Source organism: Nocardia alni (assembly GCF_019038435.1).
Classification (GTDB): domain Bacteria; phylum Actinomycetota; class Actinomycetes; order Mycobacteriales; family Mycobacteriaceae; genus Nocardia; species Nocardia alni.
Genome location: NZ_JAGPOX010000220.1, coordinates 1 through 11,450 on the forward strand (window position 1 = coordinate 1; position 11,450 = coordinate 11,450).

13 protein-coding genes are annotated in these 11,450 nt (G+C 66.7%); 8 read left to right on the forward strand and 5 right to left on the reverse strand.

Annotation, left to right across the window (positions count from 1 at the left end):
- Positions 1-183: hypothetical protein (locus tag JZ791_RS47290; RefSeq protein ID WP_254207267.1), on the reverse strand; the 183-nt coding region annotated here is incomplete at its 3' end.
- A gap of 171 nt (positions 184-354) precedes the next feature.
- Here JZ791_RS47290 and JZ791_RS41675 point away from each other — a divergent pair.
- Both JZ791_RS41675 and JZ791_RS41680 read left to right on the forward strand, forming a co-directional pair.
- Positions 355-1,038 (forward strand): Uma2 family endonuclease, encoded by a 684-nt coding sequence (locus JZ791_RS41675; RefSeq protein ID WP_254207268.1) that lies wholly within the window; start codon positions 355-357, stop codon positions 1,036-1,038.
- Between the two features lie 166 nt (positions 1,039-1,204).
- Positions 1,205-1,801: a Uma2 family endonuclease gene (locus tag JZ791_RS41680; protein ID WP_308163449.1), complete on the forward strand. Its 597-nt coding sequence runs from the start codon at positions 1,205-1,207 to the stop codon at positions 1,799-1,801.
- Here the strand turns inward: JZ791_RS41680 and JZ791_RS41685 are convergent, their stop codons facing one another.
- From JZ791_RS41685 to uraD, 4 genes are all read right to left on the reverse strand, one after another.
- The gene (locus JZ791_RS41685; RefSeq protein WP_216903112.1) at positions 1,802-2,566 is read right to left on the reverse strand and encodes an IclR family transcriptional regulator; all 765 of its coding nucleotides are present in this window, start codon (positions 2,564-2,566) and stop codon (positions 1,802-1,804) included.
- A 152-nt stretch (positions 2,567-2,718) separates the two neighbouring features.
- Positions 2,719-3,642: a factor-independent urate hydroxylase gene (gene pucL, locus JZ791_RS41690; RefSeq protein ID WP_216903114.1), complete on the reverse strand. Its 924-nt coding sequence runs from the start codon at positions 3,640-3,642 to the stop codon at positions 2,719-2,721.
- A 5-nt stretch (positions 3,643-3,647) separates the two neighbouring features.
- Positions 3,648-3,983: a hydroxyisourate hydrolase gene (uraH, locus tag JZ791_RS41695; protein WP_216903115.1), complete on the reverse strand. Its 336-nt coding sequence runs from the start codon at positions 3,981-3,983 to the stop codon at positions 3,648-3,650.
- Entirely contained in the window at positions 3,980-4,477 is a 498-nt protein-coding gene (gene uraD, locus JZ791_RS41700) for a 2-oxo-4-hydroxy-4-carboxy-5-ureidoimidazoline decarboxylase (protein WP_216903116.1), read from the reverse strand. The genes uraH and uraD overlap by 4 nt, the downstream gene beginning before the upstream one ends.
- A 280-nt stretch (positions 4,478-4,757) precedes the next feature.
- Here uraD and JZ791_RS41705 point away from each other — a divergent pair, with 280 nt between their 5' ends.
- From JZ791_RS41705 to gcl, 6 genes are all read left to right on the forward strand, one after another.
- Positions 4,758-5,564 (forward strand): hydroxypyruvate isomerase family protein, encoded by an 807-nt coding sequence (locus tag JZ791_RS41705; RefSeq protein WP_216903117.1) that lies wholly within the window; start codon positions 4,758-4,760, stop codon positions 5,562-5,564.
- Positions 5,565-5,634: 70 nt separating this feature from the next.
- Positions 5,635-6,519 (forward strand): 2-hydroxy-3-oxopropionate reductase, encoded by an 885-nt coding sequence (locus JZ791_RS41710; protein WP_216903118.1) that lies wholly within the window; start codon positions 5,635-5,637, stop codon positions 6,517-6,519.
- 37 nt (positions 6,520-6,556) lie between these two features.
- A complete protein-coding gene (locus JZ791_RS41715) occupies positions 6,557-7,735 on the forward strand; it encodes a glycerate kinase (RefSeq protein WP_216903119.1) in 1,179 nt (392 codons plus the stop codon).
- A 379-nt stretch (positions 7,736-8,114) separates the two neighbouring features.
- Positions 8,115-9,134 (forward strand): allantoicase, encoded by a 1,020-nt coding sequence (alc, locus tag JZ791_RS41720; protein WP_254207272.1) that lies wholly within the window; start codon positions 8,115-8,117, stop codon positions 9,132-9,134.
- 34 nt (positions 9,135-9,168) lie between these two features.
- On the forward strand, positions 9,169-9,555 hold the full coding sequence (locus JZ791_RS41725) for an allophanate hydrolase-related protein (protein ID WP_216903120.1): 387 nt from the start codon (positions 9,169-9,171) through the stop codon (positions 9,553-9,555).
- Between the two features lie 126 nt (positions 9,556-9,681).
- Positions 9,682-11,450 (forward strand): glyoxylate carboligase (gene gcl / locus JZ791_RS41730; RefSeq protein WP_216903122.1); only part of this gene is annotated, 1,769 nt, incomplete at its 3' end.

Genomic DNA, 11,450 nt, shown 5'->3' on the forward strand with positions numbered 1-11,450 from the left:
AAAGGATAAGAGGCAGAGTCCGCCCTGATCGGCCGCACCGCCGCCGAACTCCTCTTCGCCCGCCTCGACGGCGACCAATCCCCACCCCGCCGCCGTGTGATCCCCACTCGCCTGCTCGCTCGTGGGTCGGGCGAGATTCTCCCGCCGAGCGCAGACATCTCCGGATAACCATTCCAATTTCAATACTCGCGTTAATACATTTTGGAATATGGTCCATTTTCTAACGCTATAGGCAGAAATCAGCCAACGCGATCACCGGATCGCCTGGTATGACTGAATCGCCCGGGGGAAAATCGCTATCCAGCAGACAAGCCCCGTAGGTACATCCAGTCATCAACAGGAGCCGATTTGACTATGCCACTCAACCTGCCATCCACCATGACCTGGGAAGAGCTTGGCCTTTTGCCGGACGAGATCGCCGGGGAGATCGAACTGTGGGAGGGGCGCGTCGTGTGGGCCAGACGCGGACCGGCCGAGTATCAGGACTGCTCGAACCAGCTATGGACCGCCCTCCGGCGCTGCGCACGGGCGGATACTCAGACCGGACCGGAAAATTGCTGGCGAGTCGGAACCAACACGGATATCTTCCTCGGCCCCACCACCAAGGACGATTACCTGACACCCGACTTCTTGATCTACAACTGCTTGAAAGAGCGATTCCAGGACATTCTCGCCGCGGATGTCCACTTGGTCGGCGAAGTAATGTCACCGTCGAACACTCGGCGACATATAGAGGCCAAGAAAGCCCGGTACGCAAACGCTGGTATCCCCTGGTACTGGGAAGTGGCACTCGGCCGTGGACCGCAACGCACAGCCGTCGTCAGCGCGTACGCGCTGGAAACCGGTCACGGTCGGCTGCCACTCAGGGTAACGCCATTACGATCTGCGGATTACGTTCTCGTGGACCAATGGCGGTCCGCCCCTCCAGGGCCCGATGAGCTCGAAGGCGGTGTCGACCCGGGCGAACTCCCGTCGGACGGAATCGTCTTCGATTTCCCGTTCCCGATCAACATCCCCTGGTCCGAACTCGAATACTGACGATTCGGTCGCCGCCGACACACCTCAAATGGCGGCCCTCGTTGAAGCTTCGAGGACTTGCTGCCACTCGGTCACCGGACAACGTGGCAGACTGAAACGCGGGGGGACGCCGACGTGTGGCGGGCAAGCCCCTGCGTGAACATCGTGTCGTCGAGAAGGAGCTGAAGTGACTGCACTTCCGGATGAGCGGCCGGACGAGGCCCCAGAGACTCACCTGCTGACGGTCGCAGACTACATAGCGCTTCCTGAAGACGACCTCACGCACTGGGAGTTGCAGGAGGGGATCCTCGTCATGTCGCCATCACCGACGCCAGAGCACAATCTGGCGTTCAGCGAGCTACATTTTCAATTGCGAGCACAACTGCCCTCGGAACTCATCTCGATCCCCGCGGATGTCGATTTGGATCTACAACTCGACGGTCCTGACGAACCGGCGACAATCCGTCGACCGGACATCGTTGTGGTAACCAGAACCGAGTTCGATCGGCGCAGATCGGAGGGCGGAATTCTCCGCGCCTCCGGCGCCGTCCTGGTCGTCGAGTTCGTCTCGCCGGGAACGCGTCGCCGCGATCGGACGATCAAACGTTATGAGTACGCCGATGCAGGAATCCCGAACTACTGGATCGTTGACCTGACCTCGCCGGTAAGCCTGCTCCCCTATCGGCTCACCGAAGAACTCGGTTACGTCGACGATGGCGAGACCACCGCAAAATACACAACCGATGCACCCTGCTCACTCACCATCGACCTCAGCCTTTTCTGATCAGTTCGCGGCGGACAGGTCACGCCCCAGGCTGGCGGCGGTTTCCTTCAGCAGGGGGATGATGGTGTCCATGTCCAGACCTGAGACTCGGGCCTGGGGGCCGGAGATGGAGATGGCGGCTCGGGTGGGGGCGTTGGGGATGGCTACGGCGAAGCAGCGGACGCCGATTTCTTGTTCGCCGTCGTCTACCGCGTAGCCCTTGGTGCGGATCTGGTCGATTTCCTCGCGGATTACGGCGGGGTCGGTGATGGTGTGGATGGTGCGGGGGCTCATGGTGATTCGCGCCAGGATGCGGTCGGATTCGGTGGAGGGCAGGGTGGCCAGGACGGCCTTTCCCACTGCCGTGCAATGGAGGTCCACGCGCTGGCCGACCTCGGTGAACATGCGCATGGCGTGCGGGGAGGGCACCTGGGCGACGTAGACGACCTGATCTCCGTCCAGCACAGCCATATTCGAAGTCTCGCCCGTCAGGTCCCGCAGCCGGGTCAGGTGCGGGCGGGCCGAGGAGCCGAGCACCTTTCCGGCCGTCTCGCCGAGGCGAATCAGCCTGGGGCCCAGGGAGTATCGCCGTGACGGCTGCTGGCGGATGTATCCACCGGCGATGAGCGTGCGCAGCAGCCGGTGGATGGTCGGCTGCGGCAAGCCGGAGGACTCGGCGAGCTGGGACAGCGTCGCCTCGCCACCCGCGTCGGCCACCAACTCCAGCAGTTCGAAGGCCCGGTCGACGGATTGCACGCCGCCACCCCGCGTCTGCGTGTCGGTCACGGCGGTCTACCTCCTGGATCGGGTGCGTTTCCACCATCTTGGCAGCGAATTCCGCCATTCGGAAGTCCGCCCGGAATCGTGGCCGCCCCCGGCGGTGTGCGCGGGTCGCCGGTCAGCGGCCGAAGCGCGATTCCCGACCGCCGACCGGGGTGCTAGCAGAATCCAGGAATTCCGTGCCAGGCCGCCCCTGCCTCGGGGGCGTCGTCACGCTCGACCGTGGCCTCGATCAGCCCGTACGGACGGTCCGCCGCGATGAACACCTCGCCCGGATTCTCCAGCCCGAAGCGATCGAGGTCGTAGAGGAAGTGGTGCTTGTTCGGCGCGGAGAACCGGATCTCGGCGATATCGCGGTGCTGTTCGAGTACCGCGCGACCCATGCTGTAGAGCGTCTGCTGCAGCGCGTACGAGTGCACAACGGCGAACTGCCGCAACAGAATCGCACGGATCGAGTCGAACATCTTGTCCCAGTTGACCGTTCCGCTGTTCGCCGGACCCGTGGGGTTGTACCGCCAGCGAGCCACCAACGAGGTGGCCATGACTCGGTCGTCGGTCTCCTCCAGCGTGGTGTACTTGTCCTTGAAGAAGCCGTGGAACTCCGAGCCGGTCGTCTTGAGCAGCACCAGATCCTTGATGCCGGACACCACGTGCGCGCGGCGGTCCGGTCCGACGCCGTCGATGTTGACCACCGTGGTCCGCACGCCCCCGCCGCTGCGCACGAAGGAGTGATCGTGCGGCAGGCCGTCGACCGAGATGCGGTCCCAGGCGTATTCCTCGATCTCGACGCGGGCGCCGTCGGCCCCGGGGCAGCGGGCGATGAAGTGGTCGCCGAGGGTGAGCGCGAAGTCCTCGATCGCCTCGACGCCCTTCTCCTTGGCGAAGGCGAACACGGTGTTCTTCTGCGTGTCGGTGGGCAGCACGTCGCGCTGATCACCGGCGATGTGCGCGTCGGCGAATCGCCCGCGCAGCGACGAGGAGACGTTCAGGTCGCGGATGTGGTGGCGATCGGTGTCGCGGTAGACCCGCACGAGACGGTTCTCGGCCTTGCCGTACTGGTTGGGCCCGAGCTGGATGGCCATGGAAGTCAGCTCCCTCGATAGGTGGAAATGGCGAACGGGGACAGCAGCAGCGGCACGTGGTGATGCTGCCGCGGATCGGCGACGGTGAAACTCACGGTCACCTCGGGGAAGAAGTGGTCACGCTCGCCGTAGTAGGCGTTCGTGTCGAAGGTCAGCCGGTAATCGCCCGCTGCGACGTGTTCGGGGCCCAGATCGGTGCAGCGTCCGTCCGCGTCGGTCCGCCCGGCGCCCAGCTCCTGCCAGCCGTCCGGCGTGCGAGCCTCCAGACGGACCGGAATACCCTGTGCCGGATGGCCTTCGGCCGTGTCCAGCACATGGGTCGTGATACCGCTTCGAGTCATCGGGTAACCATCCGTTCGAGCCGCTTTCGCGCGATCGCGGCGAGTTCTCGTCGGGTGACCAGGATTTCAGCGTCCGGATCGTTGTCCAGGCGCGCGGTGAGATCGGCCAGCATCTCGCGCCCGGTACGGCCGGAGGCGCAGACCAGGTAGATCAGGCCGAACTTCCGTTCGTAGGCGAGGTTCCCCTCGCGCAGCGCGTCGGCCAGCACGGCGTCGGCGGCGTCGACCCCGGACTGCTCACGCGCGGCCTGGGAACCGGGTGCTGTCGACCCGCCGATGCGCGGATGATCGGCCAGCGCCGCTCGCACTCGATCGGGCGACAGCGCCAGCACCTCGCGCTCGGCCAGATCCAGCAACGCGGCCCGATCGGTGTAGGGGCGGGCGGCATCGACGCTATCGATCCACTCCGCGACGCCGACCACCCCGGCCAGCAGCTCGCGCCACCGGTTCGCCGGCAGCGCGTCGAGCTGCGCGATCGTGAGCGTTTGCGTCACTCTGGATACCTCCGCTTTCCCATTGTCCTGCCGGGCGAGCGGCTGGAAACCGCGTAGTCGGCACTACGCCAATCAACTTCTACGATGTGGAATCTAAATTCCACTCTAACGAATGTAGGAGTGATCACAGCACGCTGTCAATGGGTCCACGAAAGCACGTCGACCAGGTTCGTCCAGATTCGCGAGAAGTGTTGACCGCCACACGTCCTTGGAGTTACCGTCATATTACGGAAGAAACATTCCACAATATGGAAGTTACACACCGGAAGATAGAGACGGCATGACACAACCCCTTCCCTACGCGGTGAACCTGTCCATCCTGTTCACCGAACTCCCCCTGCTCGATCGCCCCGCGGCCGCCAAGGCGGCAGGATTCGACGCGGTCGAGTTCTGGTGGCCCTGGCCCACCGCCACACCCACCGACGCCGAGGTCGACGCCTTCGCAGAGGCCATCGAACATGCCGGCGTGCGACTGATCGGCCTGAACTTCTTCGCCGGCGACATGCCCGGCGGCGACCGCGGCGTGGTCTCCTGGCCGGGCCGCGAACAGGAGTTCGCCGACAATGTCGCGGTGGTCGTCCGGATCGGCCGCCGCCTGGGCTGCGCGGCGTTCAACGCCCTGTACGGCAACCGGATCGAGGGCCTGGAGCCCGGCGCCCAGGACGAGGCGGCGGTCCGCAACCTGGCCCTGGCCGCCCGCTCGGTCGCCGAGATCGGCGGCACCGTCCTGCTCGAACCGGTCAGCGGTATGCCCGCATATCCGCTGAAGACGGCGGATGATGTCGTGGGAGTGCTGGATCGGGTCCGCGAGGCCCAGGGCGTGACCAATATCGGCCTGCTCGCGGACATCTACCACCTCACCGTCAACGGTGACGACCTGGACAAGGTCCTCGAGGCCCACGCCGATCGGATCGCGCACGTGCAATTCGCCGACGCGCCCGGTCGTCACGAGCCGGGCACCGGCGAACTCGATATCTTCGGCTGTATCGACAAGATCGGCGCGGCCGGATATCGCGGCTACGTCGCCGCGGAATACGCCCCCACCGGCGCGAGCGCGGACAGCCTCGCCTGGCTGCCCACTCGCTGACCATACTGAACCATCCGCCGCGCGTGCGTAAGCCCCGCTCGCGCGGCACAGATACAGGAGAGTTACCGCAATGAGCAGGATCGCATTCATCGGCCTCGGGATCATGGGCTCCCCCATGGCATCTCACCTGGCCAAGGCCGGGCACGAGGTCCTCGGCCACACCCTGAACAGCAATGCGTACGCCCGGCTCGAGGCCGATGGCGGCAAGTCCGCGGCCAGCGTCGAAGCGGCGGTGAAGGATGCCGAGATCGTCATCACCATGCTGCCCAACCATCCTCAGGTCGAGGAGGTGGCCTTCGGCGAGGACGGCATCTTCGCGCACGCACCCAAGGGCGCCCTGCTGATCGACTTCTCCACCATCCGGCCGGAGAGTTCGGTCGCTATCGCCGAGGCGGGCGCCAAGGCCGGGATCCGGGTGCTGGACGCCCCGGTGTCGGGCGGTCAGGGCGGCGCGGAGGAGGGCGTGCTGTCCATCATGGTCGGTGGCGACGAGACCGACTTCACTGCCGCCACACCGATTTTCGAGGCAGTCGGAAAAATCTTCATTCACGTCGGCCCGCACGGCGCCGGTCAGGTGGTCAAGGCCGCCAACCAGCTTGTCGTCGGCGGCACCTACGCGCTGGTCGCCGAGGCGATCGTGCTGATGGAGGCCCTCGGCGTGGACGCGGGCAAGGGGCTGGACGTGCTGGCCGGTGGCCTGGCCGGCAGCACCATTCTCGAGCGCAAGCGCAAGTCGATGGTGGCCCGCGAATTCGCCCCCGGCTTCCGAATCGACCTGCACCACAAGGATATGGGCATCATCACCGACGCCGCCCGGCAGGCCGACGTAGCGCTGCCGACCGCGGCGCTGACTGCCTCACTGATCGCCGCGGGCCGCGCACAGGGCTACGGCTCGCTCGACCACTCGGCGCTGCTGAAGGTCATCGAGAACCTCAACGGGCGCGGCGAACAATGACACAGCCGAGCCGTTCGCTCGTGCGCGAGGTGCGGGCATGAGCACGCGCAGCGAGCGGGCCGGACATGCCGAGCCGCGAATCATCTTGGCCCCGGACAAATTCAAGGGCTCGGCTACCGCCGCGGAGGTCGCCGAGGCACTCGCCGCCGGGATCCGGCGCGTGCGCCCCGACGCCGACATCCGCTGGGTCCCTGTGGCCGACGGCGGGGAGGGGACGGTGGACGCGGCCATCGCGGCCGGATTCGACAGCGCCACGGTCGATGTCGATGGCCCCACCGGGGAGCCGGTACGAGCGGCGTTCGCACACAACGACACTGTCGCGGTGGTCGAGGCGGCCGCGGCATGCGGGCTGTACCGGTTGCCGGGCGACGTGCTCGCCCCGCTCACAGCCACCAGTCGCGGAGTCGGGCAGCTACTGCGGGCTGCGCTCGATACCGGTTGCCGCACCATCGTTCTCGGTGTCGGCGGCAGCGCGTGCACCGACGGCGGGGCGGGGATGCTGGCCGGGCTGGGCGCAGTGCTGCTGGACACGGACGGGCAGCCGGTTGGGCCCGGAGGCGGCGGCCTTACCGACGTCGCCTATCTGGACCTGCATCGGCTCGACCCGCGCATTCGCGAGGTGGATCTGGTGCTGGCCAGCGACGTGGACAATCTCCTGCTCGGAAGCCACGGCGCAGCAGCGATTTTCGGTCCGCAGAAGGGCGCCGGTGCGGGCGAAGTGGCCGCGCTCGAGGCAGGACTGGCGCACTGGTCACGTCTGGTGGCTCAGCGCACCGGATTCGATGCCGCCGAGCGGCCGGGCGCCGGTGCGGCCGGGGGCATCGGATTCGCGGCGATCGCCGTGCTGGGCGCGCGCCGGTCCGGCGGTATCGATGTGCTGCTGGATCTGGTCGGTTTCGATCGGGTCGTCGCGGGCGCGGATCTCATGGTGACCGGGGAGGGTTCGCTGGACGAGCAGACCCTGCACGGCAAGGCGCCCGCGGGCGTGGCGGCTCGCGCCGCGAAAGCCGGGGTGCGCACGGTCGCCGTGTCGGGTCGGCTGTTGCTCGACGAAACACGTTTGCGCGCGGCCGGATTCGCCGCCGCCTATCCGCTGACCGCATTGGAGCCGGATCTGCAGCGCTGCCAGGACGAGGCCGCGGCGCTGCTGGAACGCCAGGGGGAGCTGATCGCGCGCGAACAGCTCGGCGAGTCGGACAGCGGCCGAGAGTCGTAGCTCCGGGCTCGTCCCCGTCCAGGTCCGGGGCCACGAGCCGGCTCTCCGCCGGGCGAGCGGAAGCCGGAAACCCGCCGCCGTCAATAGGGTTTCCGACTTCCGCCCGCCCGGCGGGGCGCCACCCGGGCACGACCCCATCGCCGTGGTCGTCACATCTCTCGCGTCGAATTTCCACATACCACGCTCGATGAAAGGGCAAATAATGAGCGAATCATCGGCACAGGACGCGTCGCGCATGCCGGACCGAAGCGGCGGCACAGCCGATGCCAGAGAAACCCCCACTGTCGGGACAACGGCAAGCTGCGGGGCACCCCCGAAATCGGATCGGCCGTCAACCGCCGACACGCATGCACGACAGTCAACGCCCCCCAACCATGCGCTGAAGTCGCGGAGAGGCGGAGGAGATTGGTTCCAACTTCCCGATCTGGCCTCCCGGCAGGTCGGCGGCAGCGTGGTCGCGGCCAATGACGAATTCTTCGCCGAGCGTGAGAATCTCATCAAGGACGAGGCGCCGGTGTACCGCACGCACACGTTCAACAACAAGGGGCAGGTGTATGACGGCTGGGAGACGCGTCGCCGGCGCGACGGCAGTCCGGGACCGGATTGGGCGCTGATCCGGCTGGGGATTGCGGGGATACCGGCCGGAATCGTCGTGGACACAGCGTATTTCATCGGCAACTACCCACCGCACGTATCGGTCGAGGGCGCGAGCGTGCCCGGGCAGCCGTCCGTCGACCAGCTGCTGACCGCCGACTGGCACACGCTGGTGCCGGTCTCTCCCGTCGAGGGCGACACCCGCAATCTGTTCGAGGTGAGCAGCGAGCGCCGCATCACCCATGTGCGGGTGAACATGCATCCCGACGGCGGTATCGCCCGGGTCCGGGTGCACGGCACCGCGGTTCCGGATCCGCAGTGGATCGACGACATCCCGTTCGATCTCGCGGCGCTCGGCAACGGCGGGCACGCGGTGGCGTGCAGTGACGGATTCTTCTCCCCGCCCAACAACATGCTCCAGCCGGGTGTTTCGCGGTTCATGGCCGACGGCTGGGAGACCCGTCGGCGGCGTGACAGCGGAAACGACTGGGCCACGGTCGCGTTGGCGTCCGAGGCCGTTCCGTCGGTGCTGGAGCTGGACACCACGCACTACAAGGGCAATTCCCCCGCGCGGGTCTCGCTGGACGGATTCACCGCCGCCGGTGAACAGGTCACGCTGCTCGAACCGACGTCGTTGCAGCCCGATGCCCGCCACCGGTTCCGGCTGTCCGGCGATCGACCGGTACATCAGGTGCGGCTCAACGTACTTCCCGACGGCGGCATCGCCCGCCTGCGACTGTTCGGCCGGATCACACCGGCCGGGCGCGAAGGCCTCGAGCGCCGATTCGCCACGACCGCCGAGTGACCCGACGAGAAGTAGTGATCGACAAGGAGATCCGATGGTCCTGATGTTCCTCAACGGGGACGGTATGCGCGGCGGACGGCTCAATGCCCAGCTCGCCGGCGCACCGCTGCTGCGCGCGGCCCGCAGCGCCGCCAAGTACCGCTACTACTCGGTCGGCGACCGCTTTCCCGCCATGATCGCCACCGGCTCGCAGGGCCGTCAGGTCGCCGGCGAGGTATACGACGTACCGATGGAAGTGTTGCGTGACAGCCTGATTCCCAACGAACCCCCCGAACTTGAGCTCGGCCTGATCGAACTCGAGGACGGCACGGCATGCCTGGCCACGGTGCTGCGCGCGAACCTTCGGGGCTCCGCGGAGCTGACCGATATCTCCGACATCGGCGACTGGCGCGCCTATCGCGGCATCCCGGCGCCCGAATAACCGGCCCCCGAGGCCACAACCGAACCCGGTCTCGACCGGATGGCGAGCAGGCGGGGATGACGGCTCCCCGGCCCCACGGCTACCGCATCGAGACACTCACACACACAAGATAATTGGAGTACCGCCATGCCACGCATGCGTACGGTCGACGCGGCCGTCAAGATTCTCGAACTGGAGGGCGCCACACAGGCATTCGGCCTGCCGGGCGCCGCGATCAACCCCTTCTATTCGGCGCTGCGCGCCCACGGCGGCATCAAGCATGTGCTCGCCCGGCACGTCGAGGGCGCCTCACACATGGCCGAGGGCTACACCCGCGCAGCGCACGGCAATATCGGCGTGTGCATCGGCACCTCCGGGCCGGCCGGCACCGATATGATCACCGGCCTGTATTCGGCCATCGCGGACTCGATCCCGATCCTGTGCATCACCGGCCAGGCGCCCCGCGCCCGGCTGCACAAGGAGGACTTCCAGGCGGTCGACATCGCGTCCATCGCGGCCCCTGTCACGAAAATGGCTGTGACCGTGCTGGAACCGGCCCAGGTGCCCGGAACCTTCCAGCAGGCCTTCCACCTGATGCGTTCGGGTCGCCCGGGCCCGGTGCTGATCGACCTGCCGATCGACGTGCAGCTCGCCGAGATCGACTTCGATCCCGAAACCTATGCGCCGCTGCCGGTCTACAAGCCTCGAGCCACCCGCGCGCAGGCCGCCAAGGCGATCGACATGCTCACCGCCGCGCAGCGTCCGCTGCTCGTGGCGGGCGGCGGCATCATCAACGCCGGGGCCGAGGATCTGCTGGTCGAACTGGCCGAACTGCTGCATGTTCCGGTGGTGCCGACCCTGATGGGCTGGGGCATCCTGCCCGACGACCACGAATTGGCCGCGGGCATGGCCGGATTGCAGACTTCCACCCGCTACGGCAACGCCACCCTGCTGGCCAGCGACTTCGTCATGGGCATCGGCAACCGGTGGGCCAACCGCCACACCGGTGGTCTCGAAACCTACTGCAAGGGACGCACGTTCGTGCACATCGACATCGAGCCGACACAGATCGGCCGGGTGTTCGCCCCCGATTTCGGCTTCGCCTCGGACGCCGAGGCCGCGCTGGAGCGGATGCTCGAGGTGGCGCGCGAGCGTGCACAGGCCGGAACCCTGCCCGATTACTCCGGCTGGGTGGACGAATGCACCGAACGCAAGCGAACCCTGCACCGCAAGACGCACTTCGACAACATCCCGGTGAAACCGCAACGGGTGTACGAGGAGATGAACCGCGCGTTCGGGCGCGATACCCGCTATGTGTCCACGATCGGGCTGTCGCAGATCGCGGGCGCGCAGATGCTGCACGTCTACCAGGCGCGCAACTGGATCAATTGCGGCCAAGCCGGTCCCCTCGGCTGGACCGTTCCCGCCACCCTCGGGGTCGTGGCCGCGGATCCCTCGCGCACCGTCGTCGCCCTGTCCGGCGACTACGACTTCCAGTTCATGATCGAGGAACTCGCCGTCGGCGCCCAGTTCAACCTCCCATACATCCATGTCCTGGTGAACAATTCGTACCTGGGCCTGATCCGCCAGGCCCAACGCGCCTTCGACATGGACTATTTCGTCCAACTGGGCTTCGACAACATCAACGCCGACGACTCCATCGGCCAGGCCAAGGGCTACGGCGTGGACCACGTCCGCGTCGCGGAGGGCCTGGGCTGCAAGGCAATCCGCGTTGACGACCCCCGCGACATCCCCGCCGCCTTTGCCCGCGCCAAGGACCTCGCCGCCGAACACCGCGTCCCGGTCGTCGTCGAAATCATCCTGGAAAGAGTCACCAACATCTCCATGGGCGCCGCCGACATCGACAACATCACCGAATTCGAACCCCTAGCCGAATCCCCCACCGACGCCCCCAC

Bases quoted from the DNA above. Each gene is read 5' to 3' on its own strand.
- JZ791_RS41675 (WP_254207268.1), top strand. From the start codon at position 355: ATGCCACTCAACCTGCCATCCACCATGACCTGGGAAGAGCTTGGCCTT.
- pucL (WP_216903114.1), bottom strand. From the start codon at position 3,642: ATGGCCATCCAGCTCGGGCCCAACCAGTACGGCAAGGCCGAGAACCGT.
- uraH (WP_216903115.1), bottom strand. From the start codon at position 3,983: ATGACTCGAAGCGGTATCACGACCCATGTGCTGGACACGGCCGAAGGC.
- JZ791_RS41705 (WP_216903117.1), top strand. From the start codon at position 4,758: ATGACACAACCCCTTCCCTACGCGGTGAACCTGTCCATCCTGTTCACC.
- JZ791_RS41710 (WP_216903118.1), top strand. From the start codon at position 5,635: ATGAGCAGGATCGCATTCATCGGCCTCGGGATCATGGGCTCCCCCATG.
- JZ791_RS41715 (WP_216903119.1), top strand. From the start codon at position 6,557: ATGAGCACGCGCAGCGAGCGGGCCGGACATGCCGAGCCGCGAATCATC.
- JZ791_RS41725 (WP_216903120.1), top strand. From the start codon at position 9,169: ATGGTCCTGATGTTCCTCAACGGGGACGGTATGCGCGGCGGACGGCTC.